The following is a 26,916-nucleotide window of genomic DNA, read 5'->3' on the forward strand; positions in this document are numbered from 1 at the left end:
GTGAAACCCTTCGAGGTAAGTCGGACCGACCCTTCTGATGAGACGCTTTTTCCGCTCTCGGCCGCCCAACGGGCAACCTGGTTCGCTCAGCAATTCGATCCCGAAGTCCCGATTCTGATAGCGCACTACGTGGAGCTGCGCGGCGAACTCGACGTCGAACTGCTCGATCGCGAAACGCGAGCAGTGGCATACGAGTTTCAATCTCCTTTGCTCAAAGTGATCGAGGTCGATGGTCAGCCGATGCAGTACGTGGACGAGAAGGCCGAAATCTCGGTCGGTTTGGTCGACTTCCGCTGGACCGAGGATCCCTTCGAGGCTGCGCTCGAGTGGATGCGTCGAGATTGCCGGACGCAGCTCGACCTGGCAGTCGACGGAATCGTCGCGACCGCTGTGCTGCGCGTGGGTGACGCGCACTATCTGTGGTACAGCCGTATCCATCATGTCGCGCTCGACGGTTTCGGTGCCATGACCATGATGAACCGCATTGCGCATCGGTACTCGGCCTCGGCGGCGAGAAAAGATCTGCAGCCGAGTCGTGCCGCGACACTGCGCACGCTGTACGACATCGACGAGCGGTACAGACAGTCGGATCGATTCGCTGCCGACCGTGAGTACTGGGCAGGGCGCAATACAGTCGGTGCCGGATCCAGCTTGGCGGAGGCTTCTGGGCCCGCACACATCGAGAGCCGACTCGAAAGCACACTGATGTCGGACCGGAGCTGTGCCCTTCTCCACGAATCCGAGAACCACGCTGCAACGGTCATCGCTGCGCTCGCGTTGTACCTCTCGCGAATGACGGCGAAAGAGGCTGTCCAGATTCATGTTCCGATGTCCGGACGGACTACGGCGGTGTTGCGGGACTCGGGCGGCATGATGGTGAACGTCGCGCCGCTGCTCATCAGCATCGCAGCCGTCGACACCGTCGGTGAACTCTTCGCCCAGGTCCAGCATGAGCTCATGGGTGCATTGCGGCACCAGCGCTGCAGCCTCGACGACATCCGTCGGGACGCAGGCGTGACGAGCGGTCTGGAAGGCGAAGACTCATATGCCGGACCCATGGTCAACGTCATGCTGTTTCGCCAGGAGGTGCAGTTGGGCGAGGTGGTTGGGGAGTATCACATCGTCACCTCCGGGCCGGTGGAAGACCTTCTGGTCAACGTGTATCCGAGCGGCGACAGGCTGCGTGTCGACTTCCGGGCAAACCCGATCCGATACGAGGAGGCGGGTTTACGCGAGCACCACCGGAATTTTGTCGGCTTGTTGGAAGAGTTGATCGCGTCTGATTCCGGTGCCGAACTCGCAGAAATTCACAGCCCGACGGCACGGGAGGGCGAGCGACGACAACGCGAAGTGCGGCAACTCGAGTATTGGAGACATGAGCTCACCGGGGCGCCCGAACTGTTGCAACTTCCCTTCGATCGACCCAGGCCTGCAACGCAATCGCTGGACAGTGCACAGGTTGAGGTCGTGATCGCCGCCGACACCCACGCGCGGATTACAGAAATGGCAAGTGATCTCGGGACGGACACACGCGCGGTCCTACATACGGGCTTCGCGCTTGTGGTGAGCCGATTGTCCGGGGCTTCGGACGTGGTAATCGGTACGCCGACGGGATCCGACGCGAACATCGTTGCCATCCGGAGTCGCATCGATCTGGAGACGCCGTTCACGGCGCTCTTGGGCAGTGTCGTCGAGGTCCGAAGTAATGCGCTGCCGCACAGTGGGATACGGCTCGAGCAGGTGGCGCAGTCGCTCGAGGTGGAGGATGTACCTGCGTATGCGCCGGTGATACAGGTGACGTTCGAGTCCGTCGCCAGCGCTGACGAGCACCCTCCCGACCTCGGCCGCTTCGATCTCGGAGTGTCTGCAGTCGAACTGTTCGACGAGGTGGGTACGCCGTCCGGAATCACGGTGACGCTCGCGTTTGCCACCGACCTGTTCGACGCCGAGACGGTACGTAGCCTCGGTTTGCGGTTCGCGCGCGTCCTGGAATCCGTCACCACAGATCCGGCAATGATGGTCGGCGACATCGACATCTTGTCCGACGACGAGCGATCCGCGATGCAGCCTGTCCGCAGTGACCCTCGCGCTTCGCACCGCACCCTGGCCGAACTGTTCGACGGTGCGGCGCGCACACACCCCGACGGCGTGGCCCTGTCGTATCTCGATGGCGAGTTGACGTATCGAGAACTCGACGATCGTTCGTCGAAGTTGGCCCGAGTCTTGATCGACCGCGGTATCGGTCCGGAAAACAGTGTGGCGCTGGGTTTGACGCGTTCGATCGAATCGGTTGTCGCGATGTTGGCGGTGACCAAAGCCGGCGCGGCATTCGTGCCGGTGGATCCGACCTATCCGGGTGAACGTGTTCGCTTCATGCTGAACGATTCCGGCGCCGTACTGGGGCTCACGGTCGTTTCCGAACTTCATCGTTTGCCGGATTCGATTTCCTGGATAGCAATCGACGACGCTGAGTTCCGTGGCCGACTTGCACGGTTGTCCGTGCGCTCCATCTCCGATGTCGATCGGGTGCACCCGATCCGGCCCGACAATCCCGCATACGTGATCTACACTTCGGGTTCCACCGGACTCCCCAAGGGGGTGACGGTCTCGCATCGCGGACTGGAAGCGCTTGCTGCCGAACAGCGTTCGCGGTTCGGTGCGGCCCAGGCTGCGCGAACATTGCACTTCTCGACCCCGAGTTTCGACGCCTCGATTTTCGAATACCTGCTGGCTTTCGGTGCCGGAGCGACCATGGTGATTGCACCGAGCACGATCTACGGCGGTGACGAGCTGTCTCGCTTCCTCGAATCCCAGCGTGTCACGCATGGTTTTGTCACTACTGCGGCGCTCGGAACAGTTTCGCCCGAGGGCCTTTCGGACTTCGGCGACGTGGTGGTCGGTGGTGAGGCCTGTCCGCCGGATCTTGTGCAGCGGTGGGCTCCCGGCCGACGGCTGTGCAATGCCTACGGGCCGACCGAGACCACCGTCATGTCGAACATCGGCGAGCCGATGGTGTCGTCGGAGAACATCACAGTGGGCGGTCCGCTCCGCGGTTTCGAGGAGATCGTGCTCGATCAGCGATTGCACCCCGTCCCCGACGGGGTTGTGGGTGAGCTGTACATCTCGGGAGACGCGCTCGCACGTGGATATCACCGGAAGTATGCGTTGACCGCAGGACGATTCGTGGCCGACCCGTTCGGTCTCCCGGGCCGGCGGATGTATCGAACGGGGGACTTGGTGCGGCGGCGCCGTGGCCGTGCACTCGAGTACGTCGGTCGCAGCGATTTCCAGGTGAAAGTTCGCGGATTCCGTATCGAGCTCGGGGAAATCGACAGCGTCGTGCAGTCGTGTCCGCAGGTCGAGAATGCAGTTACCGTGGTGCGTGCGGCTCCTTCCGGTACAACGATGATTACCACGTACGTCGTGCCTGCCGGCGGAAGTGCGCTCTCGACGGCCGATCTGACGCAGTACGCCGCGAGCCGTGTGCCGTCGTACATGGTTCCTGCGGCCTTTGTTCTTCTCGACGAGTTGCCGGTAACTCCATCGGGAAAGGTCGATCGCGCTGCCTTACCGGCACCTCGGTTCGATGCTCGGTCGGACAACTTTCGACCGCCCGAGGGCGCCGAAGAACTACTGCTGGCCGAGATTTTTGCCGACGTTCTAGGTGCCGAGGCGGTGGGTGCGGGTGACGACTTCTTCGAGCTGGGTGGGAACTCACTGATCGCCACAAAGCTGATCGCACGAGTCAACGCAGCTGAAGCAATCGATTTCGGGGTGCGGACTTTGTTCGAAGCACCGACGATCGAATCACTGGCTCTCCACGTGCGTGACGCGAAGTCCTCCGGCGTTGATCCCTCGCATTCGAAGCGTCCAATCCTGCAGGCACATTCGTACAGGGACGAGATTCCGGTGTCTCTGGCGCAACAACGCCTGTGGTTTGTCAATCAGTTCGACACGTCGTCCCCGGCCTACAACATCCCGATGGTGGTCCGACTGTCAGGGGCGTTGGATGTGGCTGCGCTGAAACTCGCGATGGGAGATGTTGTCGATCGACATGAATCGCTTCGCACCGTCTACCCGGCGTCGGTCGACGGTCCACATCAGGTCGTGGTTCCTTCGGAACGTGTGACGTCGGAGATGGCGTGGGAAGTATCCGTTGACGAGGAAGCCTTGGACAGGCGCGTCGCCGATCTCGCTCGCGAGGGGTTCGACGTGAGCGCGAACGTGCCCGTGCGCGGCTCCCTTTTTCGAATCACTCCGGACGTTCATGTCCTCGCGTTGGTGGTTCACCATATTTCGGCGGATGGAGCATCTCTCGAGCCGCTGGCCCGCGACCTGACCCGCGCCTACGCGGCGCGGGCTGCCGGTCGGGCACCGGACTGGCCGCCTTTGCCTGTGCAGTACACCGACTACAGCCAATGGCAAATCGAACTGCTCGGCAGTGACGCCGATCCGGACACGCTCCAGGCGAAGCAGTTGGACTACTGGACGTCCACCCTGTCCGGTCTACCTGACGTGATCGACCTTCCGCTGGATCGACCGAGGCCGGCGGAACGATCCATGCGCGGTGAATCGGTCCGATTCTCGGTGCCCGCAGACGTGCACAGTGACCTCCTCGAACTCGCTCGGAATCACAACGCGACACCGTTCATGGTGATGCACGCAGTGCTGGCGGTTCTGTTGGCACGGCTGAGCGCCTCGCCGGACATAGCGATCGGCACTCCGGTGGGAGGGCGCGCCGAGCAAGTCCTCGACGATCTGGTCGGGATGTTCGTCAACACGGTCGTCCTGCGAACCGCCGTTGATTCCGCCGCGACTTTCGAGGAAATCCTTTCACGAACTCGCGAAGTTGACCTGGCAGCGTTCGGGCAAACCGAGGTGCCGTTCGAGCGAGTCGTCGATGCAGTTGCTCCGGAGCGTTCACCATCTCATTCACCGCTCTTCCAGGTTCTGGTGGAATTTCAGAACACCGCAGATCCTCACCTCGAACTACCAGGACTCGGTGTCGATGTTGTTTCAGTCGACATCGGTGTCGCCAAATTCGACTTGCAATTGTCGCTCTCCGAAAAGCGTGGCAGGGACGGAATCCCGGTGGGTTTCGACGCCGCCCTCACCTATGCCTCCGATATCTTCGAGCGCACCACAGTCACCGAATTCGGGGAGCGCTTCGTCCGCCTACTGCGGTCGGTCGTATCGGATCCAACTGCCCCAGTGGGTGATACGGAGATTCTGGGTGCGCCCGAGCGTGGGTTGGTGGTGGGTGGTTGGGATGGTGTGGGGGTTGCGGTGGGGGGTTTGACGTTGGTGGATGTGTTGGATGGGCGGTTTGCTGGTGTGGGTGGTGGGGGGTTGGTGTGTGGTGGGGTGGTGTTGTCGTGGGGTGAGTTTGATGTTCGGGTGAATCGTTTTGCGCGGTTGTTGATTTCGTTGGGGGTGGGTCCGGAGTCGCGGGTGTGTGTGGTGTTGTCGCGGTCGGTGGAGTTGTTGGTGGCGGTGTTTGCGGTGGTGCGGGCTGGTGGGGTGTTTGTTCCGGTGGATGTGGGTGCGCCGGTGGAGCGGGTGGGGTTTGTGGTGGGGGTGGTGGATCCGGTGGTGGTGTTGTCGCGGGTTGGTGATGGTGGGTGTTTGCCGGTGGGGGTGGGGTTTGTTGATGTGGGTTGTGTTGATGTTTCGGGGTTTTCGGGTGATCCGGTGGGGGTGGGGGATCGGTTGGGGGTGTTGTTGCCTGAGCATGCGGTGTATGTGATGTTCACGTCGGGGTCGACGGGTCGTCCGAAGGGGGTGGTGGTTTCGCATGCGGGGGTGGTGAATCGGTTGTTGTGGATGCAGGGGGAGTTTCCGTTGGGTGTGGGGGATGTGGTGTTGCAGAAGACGCCGGTGTCGTTCGATGTGTCGGTGTGGGAGTTGTTTTGGCCGTTGATGGTGGGTGCGCGGTTGGTGGTGGCGGATCCGGGTGGGCATCGTGATCCGGTGTATTTGGTGGGTGTGATCGAGCGGTGGGGGGTGTCGGTGGTGCATTTTGTGCCGTCGATGTTGGAGGTGTTCGTGGGGGAGCCTTCGGTGGTGGTGGGGTGTTCGAGTGTGCGTCGGGTGTTTGTGTCGGGTGAGGGTTTGTCGTCGGTGTTGGCGGGGCGGTTTGCGGGGGTGTGTGGTGCGGAGTTGGTGAATTTGTACGGGCCGACGGAGGCGTCGGTGGATGTGACGTTTCATGTGGTGGATGGTGTTGTGGGGGTGGGTGTTCCGATTGGTCGGCCGGTGTGGAATACGCGGGTGTTGGTGTTGGATTCGCGGTTGCGGCCGGTTCCGGTGGGTGTGGTGGGGGAGTTGTATGTGGGTGGGGTGCAGGTGGCTCGGGGGTATGAGGGTCGTGTGGATTTGACGGTGGGTCGGTTTGTGGCGGATCCGGTGTCGGGGGTGGTGGGTGCTCGGGTGTATCGGACGGGGGATGTGGTGCGGTGGGGGTGTGGTGGGGTGTTGGAGTTTGTGGGGCGCACGGATTTTCAGGTGAAGGTGCGGGGGCAGCGGGTGGAGTTGGGTGAGGTGGAGGCGGTGTTGGCTGCTCAGGTGGGGGTGGCTGGTGCGGTGGTGGTGTTGCGGTCGGGTGTGGGTGGGGATTTTTTGGTGGGGTTTGTGGTGGGTGAGGTGGGTGTGGTGGTCGATGAGGTGGTGGTGTTGGAGGGGGTGCGGAGGTCTCTTCCGGGGTTCATGGTGCCGTCGGTGGTTGTGGTGTTGGGGGAGTTTCCGGTGACGGTGCATGGGAAGTTGGACCGTAAAGCCCTCCCGGACGTCAACTTCGAACCTCGATCGCTGCAGTATGTTGCGCCGCGAACGCCGGTCGAGGAGACGGTTGCCGCAATCTTCGATGATCTGTTGGGAACGTCGATGGTGGGCGTGTACGACGACTTCTTTGCCCTTGGTGGGAACTCTCTGAGTTCAGTCAGGTTGGTTGCGCGAGTGAATTCTGTTCTCGGCGAACGGATCGACATCCGCGACGTCTTCGATGCTTCTACCGTTGCAGCGCTGGCCGAGTTGGCGCAGAGTCGCGGAGGAGAGGGGGCCAAGCCGGCGTTGAGGCCGCGGGGTACGACGACGGATATCCCACTTTCGCCGGCGCAGGAGCGAATGTGGTTTGCGAATCAGTTCGACCCCGAGTCCGCCGCCTACAACGTCGCGTGCGCGTTGAGGCTCGACGGCACAGTGAATCTGAGTGCACTTCACGCGGCATTTGTCGACGTCGTCGAGCGGCACGAGTCCTTGCGCACTGTTTTTCCTCTCACTGACGACGGCCCGCGTCAAGTGATCATGTCTACCTCACAGGTGGTATCGGATCTCGCACCGATACTTGTGCAGGGAGAGGAAGAGCTGCGCGAGCGTTGCCGGCAGATCGTTTCGGATGGTTTCGACGTCATGCAGCAGGTCCCGATGCGCGCCACCTTGTTGCGGCGAGACGACCAGGCCCACTCGCATGTCCTGGTGATCGTGATTCACCACATCGCCGCCGACGGATTCTCCACGGTACCGCTGGCCCGAGATCTCATGAGCGCGTACACCTCCCGTGTGAGCGGTGAGGCTCCTCGGTGGGCGCCGCTCGAGATCCAGTACGCCGACTATGCGTTGTGGCAACGTGGTTGGTTGGGTTCGGAATCCGACTCTCGGTCTTTGATCTCGAAACAGCTCGCCTATTGGGTCGAGAATCTTGCGGGTGCACCGGAAGTTCTCGACATTCCGACCGATCGACCGCGCGGTGATGTGCGTTCGCTTCGACGCGGACGGATTCGGTTCGCGTTCAGTCCGGAGGTTCATGCCGGTGTGGTTGCCCTGTCGCGCAAACACAACGCCACCGTCTTCATGGTTGTGCATGCAGCCTTGGCAGTGCTGCTGGCGAGGCTCAGCGATGAGGAGGACGTAGCCGTCGGAACTCCGATCGCCGGGCGTGGGGAGCGCGAACTCGACGACCTGGTGGGCATGTTCGTCAACACGTTGGTCTTGCGCACTGCAGTGGACCGCGGCGCGACTTTCGGGGAGTTCCTCGACCAGGTCCGAAACGTAGATCTGAGCGCCTTCACTCATGCGGACGTGCCGTTCGAACGAGTCGTCGAGATAGTGAATCCTTCACGTTCGACGGCATACTCGCCCCTGTTTCAAGTCATGTTGGAGTTCCAAGACATCGAGCGACCGACACTGGAACTTCCCGACCTGCAGGTGACCGACGTGGGTGTCGAGATCGACACCATCACCTTCGATCTGCAGTTGACGGTGGCGCAGAACACTGGCACCGCCGGTGAATCGGATGGTATTCGTGCTGAATTCGGATATGCCGCAGATATTTTCGGCGAGAAAACAGTACGGGGCTTCGTCGACCGCCTGCAACGGATTCTCGAGTACGTCACCACGGATCCGCAATCGCGGATCGGAGATATCGATATCCTCGACGCCCGTGAGTCAGCCGAACTGGTACCCGTGCGAGGTGTGATCTCCACCGCTGTTCAGACCCTTCCCGATTTGCTCACGACAGCAACAGATATGGCGACCGCCCAGGATCTCGGCGCCGTCGCGCTGGTGTTCGAGGAACGTGAAGTGACCTATCTCGAACTAGACGCACAGTCGAATCGATTGGCCCGCATGCTGATCGAATCCGGAGTGGGTCCCGAAACGGTGGTGGCGATGTGTCTCCCACGCTCCGTCGAGTCCGTTCTGGCGGTGTGGTCCATTGCCAAGACAGGTGCGGCATTCCTTCCCGTGGACCCGGGACTTCCTGCTGCACGTATCGAGTACATGCTGGGCGACTCCGGTGCAGCGTGGGGGATAACGACCCGAGCTCACCACGCAGCATTGTCCGGCCTCGTGCCGTGGCTGGTCCTCGACGATGCCGGTTTCGAGGAACGGCTGTGGGCGTACTCGCCATCGAAAGTCACTGACGAGGATCGGAAGGCACGGATTCGAATCGACAATCCGGCCTATCTGATCTACACCTCGGGATCAACGGGAACACCCAAGGGTGTGACGGTCACTCATCGCGGGTTGAGCAACTTTGCTCTCCAGGAGCGCGAGACATTCGCCGCCACGACCCGATCCAGAACTCTGCACTTCGCTTCGCCGAGTTTCGACGCTTCGGTTCTCGAACTCATGTTGGCCGTTGGTGCGGGATCCACGATGGTGATCGTGCCACCGACCGTCTACGGCGGGGCGGAACTGGCGGCGCTACTGGAGCGCGAGCGCGTCACCCATTGTTTTGTGACTCCGGCGGCTTTGGCATCCGTCGCCCCAGACGGACTCACCACTGTCGGTTGTGTCGTGACAGGTGGGGAGGCGTGCCCGCCGGAATTGGTGGCCCGCTGGGCGCCGGGCAGAAAGATGTTCAACGCCTACGGTCCTACCGAGGCAACTGTGGTGTCGAACATCAGTGCGGCACTGGCTCCGAACGACCCGGTCACCATCGGCGCACCTACTCGCGGATTCAGCGAGGTAGTGCTGGACTCGCGTCTGAGAGCGGTACCGGTAGGTGTCGCGGGAGAGTTGTATCTTGCCGGGCCGGCTCTCGCTCGCGGCTATCACCGGCGATCCCCGTTGACCGCCACGCAGTTTGTCGCAGATCCCTTCGGTGCGCCGGGAACGCGGATCTATCGCACGGGCGATCGCGTGCGGTGGACGCCCGACCGACAGCTGGAGTATCTCGGGCGCACCGATGCCCAAGTGAAGGTCCGTGGGTTCCGCATCGAACTCGGGGAAGTCGAGGTGGCACTGCAGACGCACCCGCGCGTGGCCCAGGCGGTGACGGGCGTCTGGAACGGCGACGGCAGGGATCGGTTGAACGGCAGGGATCGGTTGATCGGATACGTGGTTCCCGGTCGCGGAGCGAGTGTCGATCCGCGAGACGTCCTTGCGCATGCAGGCAAGCGTCTGCCGTCGTACATGGTGCCTGCGGCGGTGGTGGTGCTCGACGCACTTCCGCTGACGGTTCACGGAAAACTGGACCGCGCAGCGCTTCCCGCACCCGATTTCTCGTCCACGGCCACACCCGACCGGACACCGCGAACGGAAACCGAGAATCTTCTTGCCGCTGTGTTCGCGCAGGTTCTCGGCCTGGACACCGTAGGAGTGCACGATTCCTTCTTCGAGCTCGGCGGAGACAGCATCATGTCCATCCAATTGGTGGCCCGCGCTCGCGATGCTGGTGTGATCATCTCGCCCCGAGACGTATTCGACCACAAATCTGTTGCTGCGCTTGCCGAGTCGGCGCACGTGGAGCAGGACGGTCCTGATGTGCTCGTGGAGCTACCCGGATCCGCTGTCGGAACTATTCCACTGAGCCCGGTGGCGCAGTGGATGCTCGACCGCAGCAGTGGCGGGCTGCGTGGCGGCGAATTGAAACGGTTCTCCCAGGCGCTCTTGCTGACAGCTCCCGCTGATCTCACCCAGGATCTCCTTGTCCGTGGTCTCCAGGTGTTGCTGGACCGCCACGGAATGCTTCGAGCGCGCTTGGGCGAGAGTGACCGGGTCATGGAAGTCCTACCACCCGGCTCGATCTCGGCCGAAGGACTGATCCATCGAGTAGCTGTCGGTTCGGTGGACGACGAAGGTTTCAGGGCCTTGGCGTCGGGAGAGCTCGAGGCCGCTGCCGACAGCTTGGATCCCGCCGCGGCCGACATGGTGCGCGTGATCTGGTTCGACCTGGCCGACATCCCTGGCTTGCCGAACAAGCGGGGCCGACTACTTGTGGTGATTCATCACCTGGTTGTCGACGGCGTCTCGTGGCGCATTCTGGTCACCGACCTGGCGACGGTGACAGCACAACTCCAGGCCGGTGTCACGCCCGAACTGCCACAGATCGGAACGTCGTTCCGGCGATGGGCGCACGGGCTTGTCGAGCACGTGGGCGACCGGGGCGTCGAACGGGACATGTGGAAAACGATCCTTGACGGCGATGACCCGCTGATCGGTTCGCGCCCACTCGATCCCACGATCGACGTCGACGGCACGGTCGACACCGTCACAGTGGACATCCCGCCTCCGGTGACCACGAACCTACTCACCACGGTTCCTGCGGCATTCCACGCCGGCGTGAACGACGGACTCCTCACTGCTGTTGCGTTGGCCTCGATCGAGTGGCGACGACGCCGCGGTATGGATACCGCTGCCGCCCTGATCACGCTCGAAGGACACGGCCGCGAGGAAGGAGCGGTTCCTGGCGCAGACCTCGCGCGCACCGTTGGTTGGTTCACCACGCTCTACCCGGTGCGCGTGGACCTCGGCGGACTCGACGTCGACGACGCGCTGGCAGGTGGCGCCGACGCCGGACGGGCTCTCAAAGCCGTCAAGGAATACGTGCGTGCGATCCCCGATCATGGAATCGGATTCGGGATGTTGCGCTACCTGTCGGGTGGGAGCGAACCACTCGGCCGATTCCGTTCTCCTCAGATCAGTTTCAACTATCTGGGCCGGATCAGCTCCTCTGACGGAACACAGGACTGGCTGCCGGTGGAGGGCAATCGAAAGCTCGGCGGAACCCAGAATCGGTCCATGCCTGTGGCGTCCGTGATCGACATCAACGCGGCGGTTGAGGACCACGTCGACGGGCCCTGCCTGACAGCATCTTTCACCTTTCCCCGCGGAGTGCTCGACAGGTCTGACATCGCGGAGTTCGCGGAACTGTGGCGTCGTGCGCTCGACGGACTCACCGCGCACGCGTCGCGACCTGATGCGGGTGGTCTGACGCCGTCGGACATTCCCCTGGTCTCGGTCGACCAACAACAGATCGAACGCTGGGAGAACGACTTCCCCGGATTGCGTGATGTCTGGTCGGTGTCGCCCCTTCAGGCCGGGCTGATGTTCCATGCCTCACTGGCGGCGACGTCGACGGACGTCTACACAGCGCAGTTGTGCGTCGAGCTGGAAGGAGCGGTTGATTCCGAGCGTTTGCGCGGCGCTGCTGCCGGACTACTGGCAATCCACCCGAATCTGTGTGCAGCGTTCGTCTACGACGCACACGGCCTACCGGTGCAGTTGATTGTCGACGATGCAGTGATTCCCTGGACCGAGGTCGACCTGAGTGATTGCGGATCGGCAACCGAAGCAGAGCTGGAGCGCCGCCTCGACGAGGATCGCAGTGCACCCTTCGACCTCGCCTCGCCGCCGCTGCTTCGGCTGACGTTGCTGCGAACCTCGCCGGCGAGGTGTGTGTTGGTGGTGACAAACCATCACATCGTTCTCGACGGTTGGTCGATGCCGTTGTTGGTACGCGAACTGCTGATGAGATACGCGGACGACAGTCTCCCGGTCGAGAGCGTCCCGGCCGATCAGCCCCAGACTCCGTCGTACCGCACCTATCTGGAATGGTTGGCGCACCGCGACATCGAGACCTCGCTCGCGGTCTGGGAGGACGCCATGGAAGGCGTCGACGAGCCGACGTTGTTGGCGGCTTCGGCGCCGACCGCCGATCAGGTGGTACCCGAAGAGGTCACCGTGGATCTGCCCGATTCGGTGCTCGACGGACTCGGTGGGCTGGTTCAGCGGAGCGGGATCACGATGAACACGGTGATCCAAGCGGCGTGGGGTGTCCTGTTGTCTCGAATGCTTTCCCGTGAAGACGTAGTCTTCGGCGTCACAGTCTCGGGCCGCTCACCTGAATTGCCTGGTGTGGAAAACATGATGGGGCTGCTGATCAACACATTGCCTGTCCGGGTGCAACTGGATCCGGACGAGACGTGTGCACAGCTGTTCGCTCGACTACAGGGCGAGCAGACAGATCTGCTCGATCATCACTATGTCGGACTCGGCGCGATTCAATCTGCCGTAGGGACAGGCAATTTGTTCGACACACTGTCGGTCTTCGAGTCGTATCCGATCGATACCTCGGGGATGGACGGGAACACCGACATAGCCGGTATGCGCGTCACCGCTGTGAATGCCCGCGACGCCACGCATTACCCGCTCACCGTGCTGTCGGTCGCGGAACCGACGCTGCAGGTGAGCCTGCGGTATCAGCCGGCGGCATTCGACCGCGCCGCGGTCGGCACCATTGCACAGCGAATGTCGCGAATTCTTGCCGCCTTCGCAGCGAACGCGGATACACCGGTCGGTGAGGTCGACGTGTTTGTCGCGGGTGAGCGTGGGTTGGTGGTGGGTGGTTGGGATGGTGTGGGGGTTGCGGTGGGGGGTTTGACGTTGGTGGATGTGTTGGATGGGCGGTTTGCTGGTGTGGGTGGTGGGGGGTTGGTGTGTGGTGGGGTGGTGTTGTCGTGGGGTGAGTTTGATGTTCGGGTGAATCGTTTTGCGCGGTTGTTGATTTCGTTGGGGGTGGGTCCGGAGTCGCGGGTGTGTGTGGTGTTGTCGCGGTCGGTGGAGTTGTTGGTGGCGGTGTTTGCGGTGGTGCGGGCTGGTGGGGTGTTTGTTCCGGTGGATGTGGGTGCGCCGGTGGAGCGGGTGGGGTTTGTGGTGGGGGTGGTGGATCCGGTGGTGGTGTTGTCGCGGGTTGGTGATGGTGGGTGTTTGCCGGTGGGGGTGGGGTTTGTTGATGTGGGTTGTGTTGATGTTTCGGGGTTTTCGGGTGATCCGGTGGGGGTGGGGGATCGGTTGGGGGTGTTGTTGCCTGAGCATGCGGTGTATGTGATGTTCACGTCGGGGTCGACGGGTCGTCCGAAGGGGGTGGTGGTTTCGCATGCGGGGGTGGTGAATCGGTTGTTGTGGATGCAGGGGGAGTTTCCGTTGGGTGTGGGGGATGTGGTGTTGCAGAAGACGCCGGTGTCGTTCGATGTGTCGGTGTGGGAGTTGTTTTGGCCGTTGATGGTGGGTGCGCGGTTGGTGGTGGCGGATCCGGGTGGGCATCGTGATCCGGTGTATTTGGTGGGTGTGATCGAGCGGTGGGGGGTGTCGGTGGTGCATTTTGTGCCGTCGATGTTGGAGGTGTTCGTGGGGGAGCCTTCGGTGGTGGTGGGGTGTTCGAGTGTGCGTCGGGTGTTTGTGTCGGGTGAGGGTTTGTCGTCGGTGTTGGCGGGGCGGTTTGCGGGGGTGTGTGGTGCGGAGTTGGTGAATTTGTACGGGCCGACGGAGGCGTCGGTGGATGTGACGTTTCATGTGGTGGATGGTGTTGTGGGGGTGGGTGTTCCGATTGGTCGGCCGGTGTGGAATACGCGGGTGTTGGTGTTGGATTCGCGGTTGCGGCCGGTTCCGGTGGGTGTGGTGGGGGAGTTGTATGTGGGTGGGGTGCAGGTGGCTCGGGGGTATGAGGGTCGTGTGGATTTGACGGTGGGTCGGTTTGTGGCGGATCCGGTGTCGGGGGTGGTGGGTGCTCGGGTGTATCGGACGGGGGATGTGGTGCGGTGGGGGTGTGGTGGGGTGTTGGAGTTTGTGGGGCGCACGGATTTTCAGGTGAAGGTGCGGGGGCAGCGGGTGGAGTTGGGTGAGGTGGAGGCGGTGTTGGCTGCTCAGGTGGGGGTGGCTGGTGCGGTGGTGGTGTTGCGGTCGGGTGTGGGTGGGGATTTTTTGGTGGGGTTTGTGGTGGGTGAGGTGGGTGTGGTGGTCGATGAGGTGGTGGTGTTGGAGGGGGTGCGGAGGTCTCTTGCGGGGTTCATGGTGCCGTCGGTGGTTGTGGTGTTGGGGGAGTTTCCGGTGACGGTGCATGGGAAGTTGGACCGTAAAGCCCTCCCGGACACTACTTTTACAGCCGCGGACTATCGGACGCCGAGCACACGAGCCGAAGTTATGGTCGCTCGAGCCATCGCCGAGGTGCTCGATCTCGACCAGGTGGGCGCCGACGACAATTTCTTCGAATTGGGTGGAGACTCGCTCAGCGCCACTCGCGTCGCAGCGCGCATCAGATCCGAATCGAGCACGAATGTCGGTGTGAAGGCCTTGTTCGACACTCCCGTGGTCGCTGATCTGGCGGCATCGATCGATCAGCTACAAGCTGTGCTGCGAGGTTCGGGGCCGGAAGGTTCGGGGCCGGAAGGTTCGAGGATTTCAGAAATCGCGGGTAAGACCCGGCCAGAACACATTCCGCTATCGCTCTCACAGGCGCGCATGTGGTTCGTCAACCAGTTCGACACCTCGTCTCCGGTTTACAACATCCCCGTCGCACTACAACTGGACGGCTTCCTGGATTCGGGTGCGCTCCAAGCCGCACTGGGTGATGTGGTGGAACGGCACGAAACCCTTCGAACGATCTTCCCGACGTCCGCGAACGGGCCCCACCAGGTGATCGCCGAACCAGCGCTCGCTGCTCCTCGAATCCACCCCGTCCCGATTTCCGGCGAGCGGCTTTTTACGGATTTGCACGCGTTCTTCGACGTCGGATTCGATGTGGCCGAAGAGTTCCCGCTGCACGTGAGGTTACTCCGAATCGGGCCGGAGCAGCATGTTCTTGCGATCGTCGTCCACCACATCGCCGCGGACGGTTTCTCGATGGCGCCACTGGCACGTGACCTGATGCGCGCCTATACATCCCGTGCTCAGGAGCAGAATCCGGACTGGGAGCCACTGCCCATCCAGTATGCCGACTACAGCCTGTGGCAGCGGGAGATCCTCGACGCAGAAGTTGGTCCGGGAACGTCGACGTCGGATGAATTCGATTACTGGACAGCGAAGCTGTCGGATATTCCAGAAGTCTTGCCGCTCCCTCTCGATCGACCACGAACGCCGAAACGGTCTACCGAGGGCGCGGTGGTTTCGATGGACTTCTCACCCGAGATCCATCGAGTTTTGACCGACCTCGCACACCAGAATGGTGCGTCCCTGTTCATGGTGATGCATGCGGCGCTCGCGGTGTTGCTGGCACGGCTTTCGGCGTCGGACGACGTAGTGATCGGCACTCCGGTCGCAGGGCGCGGTGCCTCGGTGTTCGACGATGTGGTCGGGATGTTCGTCAACACGCTCGTGCTTCGCACACCCGTCGAATCCGGAGCAACCTTTGCCGAGGTGTTGGCCGCGGTGCGGTCAACGGATCTCGGTGCACTCGACCATGCAGACATTGCCTTCGAGAGGTTGGTGGATGACCTCTCGCCCGACCGTTCCACCGCGCATTCACCCCTCTTTCAAGTACTCCTCGAATTCCAGACCGATACGGGACTGCGCTTCGAATTGCCGGAACTGACGGCTCGCTCGCTCGACATCGATCTCGCGGTTGCAAAATTCGATCTACAACTGAGTGTGATGGAACACGTCGACGAGCACGCTGGGCCGGCCGGTATCAGCGCCGGTTTCCGTTATGCAACAGATATTTTCGATCGAGTATCGGTGACGCGCATCGCGGAGCGCTTCGAGAGAGTGATCGGCGCCGTGATCGAGGATCCGTCGGCAGTCGTCGGCGACATCGACATACTTCTGGCCGGCGAATACAGCGAGATGCTGGTTGCGCCATCGGCCTCGGCCTCGGGCTCGGCCTCGGTCTCGGGCGTCGGAACCCACGAGGATTCGCTGTCGGATCTCTTCGATCGTGCGGTGCTGACGTCCGGTGATGCCGTGGCGGTGCGCTGCGACGGATTGTCCGTCACCTACCGCGAACTCGACGAGCGAGCAAACCGCCTCGCTCGACTGTTGGTGGCTCAGGGTGTGGTGCCGGAAACCCTGGTGGCAGTCGCGATGACCCGCTCGATCGACCTGGTGGTGGCATTGCTGGCGGTGGTGAAGGCGGGTGGCGGATACCTACCGGTGGACCTGACTTCTCCGGTCGACCGGGTGGACTTCGTGCTGCGTGACTCCGCGCCGAAGTGTGTGCTGACCACTGGGGCCGACGGCGCCGACATACGAGACAGTGACGCAATCGCAGACAACGAGATTCCAGTGATTGCCGTGGACGACCCGGCGATTCTCGACGCGCTGCTTAGGAGTTCTCCGTTTCCGGTGACCGACCAAGACCGGCTGCTACCGCTCCGACCCGATTCGGTGGCCTACGTGATTTACACCTCGGGGTCTACTGGGCGTCCGAAGGGGGCGCAGGTTTCCCACCGCAGCGTCGTGACGTTGCTGGCAAACACCCGAGCGCTCTTCGGCTTCGGCAGCGGCGATGTGTGGACGATGTTCCATTCCGAGGCATTCGACTTCTCGGTCTGGGAAATGTGGGGCGCACTCGCACACGGTGGCCGGCTCGTACTGGTCGACTACTTCACGGCCCGTTCACCAGAGGCATTCCTCGAATTGCTACGGCACGAACGTGTCACGGTGCTCAATCAAACTCCCACTGCCTTCTATCAATTGGCGGAAGCCGACCGGCGTATCGGGAGCGCGGCCCTGTCATTGCGCTACGTGATCTTCGGTGGAGAAGCCCTCGACTTCGGACAGTTGACGCGCTGGTACGCCCGCCGCGGGACGTCGTCACCAGATCTGGTCAACATGTACGGCATCACGGAGACCACGGTGCACGTCAGCCACCTACCGCTCGATCGTGAGCTGGCGCGTGACGGATCGGCCTCGGTGATCGGTCGGGCGTTGCCCGGATTGCGTGTGTATGTGTTGGATCAGCGGTTGCACCCGGTGCCGCCCGGTGTGGTGGGTGAACTGTATGTCTGCGGCGATCAGGTTTCACGCGGATACCTCGGCCGGTCCGGTCTGACCTCCGCGCGGTTCATTCCCGACCTCACCGTCAGTGGGGCGCGTATGTATCGATCCGGTGACCTGGGGCGCTGGAACGACAGCGGGCAGCTGGAGTACCTCGGACGAAACGATCTGCAGGTGCAGGTAAAGGGGTACCGAATCGAACTCGGCGAGGTGGAGGCTGCGCTGCTCTCCGGAGTGGGCGTGTCTCAGGCGGCGGTCGTGGCCCGCAGAGACCGGTTGGTGGGCTACGTGGTGCCGGAGGCCGTTGCCACTGTCTCTCCGGCGGCGTTGCTCGAGTATCTCTCACAGAGGTTGGCGGCACACATGGTCCCCGCTGTCGTGACGGTTCTCGAGGCGTTGCCGCTGACGGTGAACGGCAAACTCGACCGGAAAGCGTTGCCTGAACCTGACTTCGGGCTACAGACAACCGTGAGTCGTGGCCCCGCCTCCGAGACGGAAAGCATCCTTGCGGGCCTGTTCGCCGAGGTTCTGGGACTCGGCGAGGTGGGGGTCGACGATTCGTTCTTCACTCTCGGCGGTGACTCGATCATGTCCATCCAGTTGGTGACGCGAGCCAAGTCTGCGGGAGTTTTGATCTCACCGCGCGAGGTATTCGAACGCAAAACCGTTGCGGCGCTGTCCGAGACGGCCGGTACGTCTGGCGGTCACGCTGTTCTCGACGAGTTGCCCGGTGGCGGCGTCGGGGAGATCGAGTTGACACCGATCGCGGCGTGGATGCTCGATCGCGGCGGAGATTTTCGGCGGTACTCACAATCTGTTCTCCTCGCGGTTCCTGCCACGCTCGACGAGGTCACGCTGACACAGGCGATGCAGGCCGTGCTGGACCACCACGACATCCTCCGCGCGGGCATCCGGGCGACGCTGCATCCTGAATCCGCTCGGCGGATGGACGTTGCGCCAGCAGGTACGGTGCGGGCGGAGACCGTCGTACGCCACGTGGGCCTAGAGGGTGCTGCCGCGGAGACGGTCTCGGCAGAACTCGACGCAGCTCTGGGGCGGCTCGACCCGGAGACAGGTGTGATGGTGCAGGCAGTCCTGCTCGACACCGACGGACAGATTCAAAAGGAAGGACAGCGCCAGAAACGGTTGCTACTGGTAGCGCACCATCTGGTGACGGACGGTGTTTCCTGGCGAATCCTGATCCCCGATCTTGCACTTGCTTGTGCGCAGGTGCAATCAGGCGTCGACCCGTCACTGGCTCCGGTCGGGACCTCGATGCGTCGATGGGCACGTGGCCTCGTCGACGCCGCGCGCGAGCCGGATCGGGTTGCTGAACTCGACTATTGGCGAGAGGTGCTCGAGGGTCCCGATCCGACTCTGGGTGTGCGCGCCCTGACGAAGAGGGACACCGCCTCGGTCACCACCGACATCGAAGTACGAGTTCCCACGGCATTGACCGAGGCCGTGTCGACGACAGTGCCGCAGGCGATTCACGGGAGCGTCGAGGACGGGTTGTTGACGGCTTTGGCACTTGCGATGGTCCGCTGGCGCATGGACCGCGGGATCGACAATCCGGAGACATTGATCAGTCTCGAGGGGCACGGACGCGAGGAACAGGTGGTTCCCGGGGCAGATCTTGCTCGCACGGTGGGATGGTTCACGTCGATCTTCCCGGTGCGGATCGATCTGAGCGGAGTGGATCCGAGCGACGCCTTCGCCGGCGGCCCGGCTGCGGGCGTCGCTGCCAAGGCCGTCAAGGAACAACTCCGGGCGGTGCCGGACCGCGGCATCGGCTTCGGGCTGCTGCGCTATCTGAACCGCGAAACGGCACACACTTTTTCGCAACTTCCGGTGCCTCAGATCAGTTTCAATTATCTCGGACGCGTCGGTGGATCCGAGGCCGACGCTTCAGCGGGATGGGTACCGATCCGTGACGAGGACCTGCGGACGGTTGCGGCCGTCGATCTTCCGCTCGCCGGTGTTCTCGAGGTCAACGTGATGACCGTCGACAACAGTGACCCCGAGGACGGCCCGCAGCTCGTTGCCAGCTGGACGTTCCCACCGGACATTCTGGGCGCGGACGACGCTCGGCACCTGGCGCAGTGGTGGCTCGACGCATTGGTCGGGCTCGGAGAGTACGCGACGGACAGCGGCGGATTCACACCCTCGGACTTCGATCTGGTCGATCTTCGACAGGACGCGGTCGACGACCTCGAAAGCCGGTGCCCCGACCTGAGCGACGTCTGGTCGCTCTCTCCATTGCAAGCGGGGTTGTTGTTCCATGCCGAACTTGCCGAACGATCGGTCGACGCATACCTCGTACAAGTGGCTCTCGATCTAGCCGGCGCAGTCGATTCGGAGCGCCTGCATCGCGCCGCCGACGCGCTGCTCGACAGGCATGAGAACCTGCGTACCGCCTTCCTTCACGGCGCGGACGGCCGTGCCGTCCAGGTGGTCCGAAGCACCGTGGCAGCGCCGTGGCAGGAAATCGACCTCACTGGTGCAACAGATCAGGATCTTGATCGAGCACTGGCGGAGGACCGAGCGCGCCCGTTCGACATGGCGCAGGCGCCGTTGATCAGATTCACGCTGATTGCTCTCGCCCCCGAAAAGTTCACGCTGGTGCTCACCAACCATCACATCCTTCTGGACGGCTGGTCCATGCCACTGCTGATCCGGGAGTTGGCGACGCTCTATGCCGCTGACGGTGAAGTGGCGGCCTTGCCTCACGCGCGCGCGTATCGCGACTATCTGACCTGGATGAGCCGCCGCGATCAGCAAGCTTCTCGAGCTGTATGGGCGAGGACGCTGAGCGGAGTCGAAGGACCGACGCTGTTGGCTCCGGCGGTTCGATCTCGTCGACTCTCCACCATGGCGGCCGAGTGGGTGTTCGATCTGGACGAGGAGTTCACAACCTCACTTCGCGGGATGGCGCGTGAACTCGGGCTGACGATCAACACAATTGTTCAGGCATCGTGGGGGATCGTCCTCGCTGCACTGACCGGGAGAGACGATGTGGTGTTCGGAGCGACGGTGTCGGGTCGACCTCCCGAGCTGACCGGGATCGAAACCATGATCGGGCTTTTCATCAACACAATTCCGGTCCGAATCACTCTGCGCCCGAGAGAAAGTATCGGCACACTCCTCGCGCGGATCCAGGCCGAGCAAGCAGAGCTGTCGGATCATCACTATCTCGGGCTTTCCGAGATCCAACTAGCCACGGGGCCGGAGACCGGATTCGATACGTTGACTGTCTTCGAATCGTATCCCGCTGACCGTCAGGGCCTTTCGTCCGATACCGATATCGCGGGGATCCGGATCATCGATGTCGAAGCCAAGGACGCTGCCCACTACCCGCTCAGCCTGGTGGCATCGGTCGACACCAGACTCCGCCTGAAATTCGAGTACCTACCCGAGGTTTTCGGTGCCGCCGACATCGAAGAGATCGCCGGACGACTGCATCGTGTACTCGAAGCGTGTGCCCAGCCGGATCGCCCCTTGGCTGTGGTGTCGGTGCTCGCCCCGTCCGAACGTGCCGAATTGGTGCCGGCCCGTGGCACGGCTGGTGGGTCGTCGCGCGTCTTCCCGGAGATCTTCGATGCGGCAGCCCAGCGTGATCCGAACGCGCTCGCCGTGGAATCGGCGGACGGCAGCCTGACCTACGGCGAGCTGGACATCCTCTCCAATCGCATTGCTCGCGTGCTGGTCTCGCGAGGACTGGGAACCGAGGACTACGTAGCAGTCGGTGTCCCACGTTCTCTCACGTCCGTGGTGTCGATACTTGCCGTCGCCAAGACGGGCGCTGCATTCGTGCCGATCGATCCCGCCTATCCCGACGAGCGGATCAATCACATGCTGATCGATTCGATGGTCAGCTTCGGATTGACCACCACCGCGGGCCGAGATCGATTGCCCGATATCGCGGAGTGGCTGATTCTCGACGATCCGCATTTCACGAAGAAGTGCGAGGAATTCTCGGGGAGCCCGTTGACCGACAACGACCGACTCCGTCCGATCGGGTTGGATTCAGCTGCTTACGTGGTCTACACCTCGGGGTCGACCGGCGTGCCCAAGGGAGTCGTGGTCACACAGCGAGGGCTCGACAACTTCGCCCGAGACCAACGCGAACGCTACGGCGCAACTCCACAATCACGCACGCTGCACTTCTCCACTCCGAGTTTCGACGGGTCGCTCTTCGAATATCTGCAGGCTTTCGGCGCCGGGGCGACGATGGTTATCGCTCCACCCGGGATCTACGGGGGCGAGGACCTGGCGCAGCTTCTGGCCGAGCACTCCGTCACGCACGCGTTCATCACCACGGCGGCATTGGCAACGGTGGACCCGGCTGGGCTGGAACAACTTTCGGAAGTCGTATTCGGGGGCGAGGCGTGCCCACCCGATCTCGTCGCTCGCTGGGGACCTGGCCGCCGCCTGTACAACGCGTACGGACCGACCGAAGCAACGATCATGTCCAACGTCAGTCCGCCCATGACCGCCGGGGAACGCATCACGATCGGTGGACCTGTCAGTGGCGTCAGTGAACTGGTGCTCGACGCTCGACTTCAAGCGGTTCCCGTCGGGGTCCCCGGCGAGCTGTATCTGGCCGGACCAGGCGTGGCGCGGGGATATCACCGAAGGCCGGGGTTGACGGCAGAGCGCTTTGTTGCCAATCCGGCCGACCCAGGAACGCGGATGTACCGCACCGGCGACATCGTGCGATGGACGGCGGACATGTGTGTCGAGTACGTCGGGCGAAGCGACTTCCAGGTCAAGGTTCGAGGCTTCCGTGTCGAACTCGGTGAGATCGACAGTGTGCTGATGTCGGAGCCCAACGTCGGATTTGCCGTTACGGTTGCCGATTCCGCCCCCACCGGAGACACCCGACTCGTGTCGTACGTCGTGCCCACCGCGGGTCGACTGGACACCAGGCTCCTGATTCGCGCCGTGGCCCGGCGCTTGCCTTCGCACATGGTGCCTGCCGTTCTCACGGTGCTGGAGAACATACCATTGACCGCTGTCGGAAAAGTTGACCGTTCGGCATTGCCCAGACCCGAAATCGAGACGACCACAGGGGATTTCCGTCTCCCTGTCGGCCCGGTCGAACAGGCAGTGTCGGACGTGTTCGCCGAGGTGCTCGGCCTCGAACGAGTCGGTACCGACATCAGTTTCTTCGAGCTCGGTGGAAATTCTCTGAGCGCCACTTCGGTCGCGGCGAGGCTACGTGCGGTGCTCGGAGCTACCGTCGGCGTGCGGGACCTGTTCGAGATGCCGACGGTGGCCGAGTTGGCCACGGTGATCGACCAGTCGGTCGCCGAACGGTCGGAGCGACTGGAACCGCGCCCCCGACCCGACAACATCCCCTTGTCGTTTGCTCAGCAGCGGATGTGGTTCGTCAATCAACTCGACACCAGTTCTCCTGCTTACAACATTCCGCTCGTGGTGCGGTTGAGCGGTGAACTCGACAAACCGGCCTTGAGATCAGCGATGTCCGATGTCATCGCCCGCCACGAATCGCTGCGAACGATGTTCCCGGTCCACGGCGACGGACCGGTCCAGCACATCGTGCCCACCGAAAGCGCCGCGCTCCCACAACTGGCCGAGACATCGGTGACCGACGAACATCATCTCCGTGACGAGCTTGCCCGAATGGTCTCGGCCGGTTTCGACGTCGCCGCACGAATTCCCCTGCGGGCAGCGTTGTTCACCATCGATGAGCGCGAACACGTACTTGCCGTAGTGGTGCACCACATCTCGGCTGACGGCTTCTCGATGTCTCCACTGACCCGAGACGTGATGATTGCATACGAGGCCCACGCGTACGGCGGGGAACCCCAGTGGACGCCGCTTCCAGTCCAGTACGCCGACTTTGCGCTCTGGCAACGGGAGATTCTCGGCTCCGGCGACGACCCTGGGTCGGTGATCACCGAGCAGTTGGCTTACTGGCGACGCGCACTGTCAGGCGCTCCCGACCTCTTGGAACTTCCCCTCGATCGAGACAGGCCGACACAACAGAGTTTTCACGGCTCGCGGATTCACTTCTCGATCAGCAGTGATCTTCACCGCCGTATCCGAGACGTGTCGAGGCAGCAAGAGTCCACTGCATTCATGACTGTGCATGCAGCGCTCGCGCTCTTGCTGGCACGTTTGGGCAGCACCGACGACATCGTGATCGGAACGCCGATCGCCGGCAGGGGAGATCGTGCCCTCGATGATCTGGTCGGCATGTTCGTCGGCACGCTCGCACTGCGCACACAGGTCGACCCGGCTCAATCGTTCCGGGAGTTGGTTGCGCATTGCCGCGAAGTCGACCTCGCCGCGTTCGCGCACTCCGACGTTCCCTTCGAGCGGGTAGTGGACGCGGTCGGGCCGAAACGGTCGAGCGCCTATGCACCGATTTCCTCGGTGTCGCTGGAATTCCAGAACAACGATCGGCCGATTCTGAAGCTGGCAGGACTGGAAGTCCGCGGGATCGACCCAGAACTCGAGGTAGTGAAGGTAGACCTGGAATTCCTCCTCGCCGAAGAGTACGACGATCGCGGTGCACCGGGAGGAATGAGCGGAGCCGTCGACTTTGCCACCGATCTCTTCGACCCCGGTACGGTCAGCGGGTTTGCCGACATGTTCGTTCGTGTACTCGAGGCCGTGACCCGGAATCCGCAGGTACCGATCGGTGACATCGATCTACTCGGCGATCTTGAACGTCGCGAGTTGACGCCGGCGCATGGGCTCCCAGAAGTAGCTCCGAAATTGTGGCCTGAGTTGTTGGCGGACGCCGTGGCGATCGATCCGGACTCGGTGGCCCTGTCGCTCGAGAACCGGCAGCTCAGTTATCGCGACCTGGACGAGTGGTCGAATCGTGTTGCCCGGGAGTTGTGCGGTCGCGGTGTGGGCCCGGAGACCTTCGTGGCACTGGGAATGCCTCGCTCGATCGAATCGGTGGTGGCGATCTGGTCGGTGACCAAAGCCGGAGCGGCTTTTGTGCCTGTCGATCCAGCCTATCCGCGCGAGCGCGTCGAATACATGCTCGCCGATTGCCGAGCCTCGCTCGGTTTGACCGTTCAGTCCAGCCGAACTCACCTACCCGACGTTGTTCCCTGGCTGGAACTCGACGACCCACACTTCGCCCGGCGGGTAGCCGCGCTGTCGCCGGAACCGATCACCGATGACGATCGAACCGGTGAACTGAACCTCGATCATCCGGCCTACCTGATCTACACCTCGGGATCTACGGGGAAACCCAAGGGAGTGAACATTACTCATCGAGGTTTGGCGAGCTTCACGGCCGAAACTCGTGAGAGGTTCGAGGTCACTCACGACTCTCATGTCTCACAGTTGGCATCGCCGAGTTTCGACGCTTCCATCTTCGAGTTGACGATGGCATTCAGCGCCTCGGCGCAAGTCGTGATCGTTCCGCCTGCTGTGTACGGTGGCGCCGAATTGGCCGATGTTTTCCGGCGCGAGCAGGTCACTCATGCCACCATTACACCGACCGCGCTGGCGGCGTTGGGGGACAACGGTTTCGAGGCGCTCCGTGTTCTCGATCTGGTGGGCGAGGCCTGCCCGCCGGAGGTCGTCGCGCAATGGGCGCCGGGTCGGAGGCTGCACAACGGCTACGGCCCGACTGAAACCACCGTGCAGGCGAGTGTCAGCGATTCGATGAAACCCGGTGCGGGAGTGAACATCGGCTCGCCGGCAGTGGGCTTCGGCTTCCTGGTGCTGGACGAGCGTTTGCAGCCCGTCCCGGTGGGCGTGCCGGGGGAGTTGTACATCATCGGCCCAGGTATGGCACGTGGGTACCATAATCGGGCGTCGCTCACCTCGGAACGATTTGTCGCTTGCTTGTACGGATCGCCGGGGCGCCGGATGTACCGCACCGGAGATGTCGTGCGTTGGCGTGAATCCGGCGGTGACAGTGCCAAAATCGTTGGGTCCGGCGATGGAGTGCATCACACACTCGAATACATCGGGCGCAGCGACTTCCAGGTCAAGGTCCGTGGTTTTCGGATCGAACTCGGGGAAATCGATGCAGTTCTCTCACGCCATCCGTCGGTGGACTTCGCCGCGACTGTCGGCTACACGGGACCGTCGGGTGAAACGGTCCTGGTGTCGTACGTGCGTACGTCAGCTGCCGACGCCTCCGACAGCGACGAGATACGGGCGTACGCAGCCGACCGACTTCCCTCGCACATGGTTCCATCGGCAGTGGTACTTCTCGAGCGGATTCCGATGACACCGGTGGGCAAGCTCGACCGAAAGGCTCTACCGGAACCCGAATTCAGTTCGGCTGCAGCCGAGTTCCGCGAGCCGGTCACCGACACCGAGCGCGCCGTGGTCGACTCGTTTGTCGAGATTCTGGGTGTCAGCCGGGTGAGCACTACCGACAGCTTCTTCGACCTGGGCGGGTCCTCCCTGGTAGCCACCCGAATCGTCAGCGCACTGCACTCCCGTTTCCAACGCAGAATTCCGCTTCAGTGGATGTTCCTCGACCCGACACCCGCTGGAATCGCTCGACGCCTCGACATGCCGACAGTGGACGCCGGCATGGAAGAGCTTCTCGCCGTGGTTGTTCCGCTGCGGACAGAAGGAAGTGGGCGACCGCTGTTCTGCGTGCACCCTGGTATCGGCCTGTCCTGGGGGTACGCCGGCTTGGTGCGGTATCTGCCCGAGGACCGACCGGTGTACGGACTTCAGCTACCCGCACTCAGCGACGACGGTGACTATCAGTCGATCGAACAGTTGGCGCATCGCTACGTCGAAGAGATGGAAGCCGTTTCGCCGGACGGGCCGTACGACTTGCTCGGTTGGTCCCTCGGCGGAGTCATCGCGCACGCCATGGCCGTCGAACTGCAATCGTCCGGCCGCGAAGTTGCCACACTGACGATGATGGACAGCTACCCCGACAACGGCGATGCCCCTGCGTCAGCCGCACTCGACGTCCGAGACCTACTGCGAGGACTCGGCCTCGAGATCGAGACCGACCGAGATCTGACCTTCGACGAGGCGGCGGCCGTGCTGGCCCGGAGGCTCGGGCCCGAGACGGGAGTCGACGGTCGGGACCTCGAGCGGATTGCCAGAGGGTACGAGACTTCGCAGAGAATCACGCACCAGTTCGTTCCCCAGATCTACGAGGGAGACCTGCTGATCTTCCCGGCTGACGGAAAAGACGACACGATTCCGCGGGAGAGGTCGCCACAGGAATGGCGTCCGCTCGTGACGGGCCGGATCGTGGAGGTACCGGTGCGATGCGGACACAACGAGATGATCGAGGCACCGGCCATGGCGGTCATCGGACCGGAGATGGCTCGGGTGCTCTCGATGTTTTCCGGATACTCCGAACGGGCATGACAACTTGAAGCCACCGAGCCGCACGCCCGTGAAGCGAGCGCCACCGAGCTGTTGCCGGGCACCGCAATCGAGCACGAGGAG

General features: G+C 62.6%; 1 protein-coding gene. It reads left to right on the top strand.

Features of this window, described 5'->3' with window-relative positions; all coding sequences use genetic code 11:
• Nucleotides 1–26,835: a non-ribosomal peptide synthase/polyketide synthase gene (locus B0E55_RS24990; RefSeq protein ID WP_080910675.1), complete on the top strand. Its 26,835-nt coding sequence runs from the start codon at nucleotides 1–3 to the stop codon at nucleotides 26,833–26,835.
• Nucleotides 26,836–26,916: the final 81 nt, after the last annotated feature.

The sequence above is a fragment of the Rhodococcus sp. 66b genome (assembly GCF_002076325.1).
Lineage (GTDB): Bacteria > Actinomycetota > Actinomycetes > Mycobacteriales > Mycobacteriaceae > Rhodococcus_F > Rhodococcus_F erythropolis.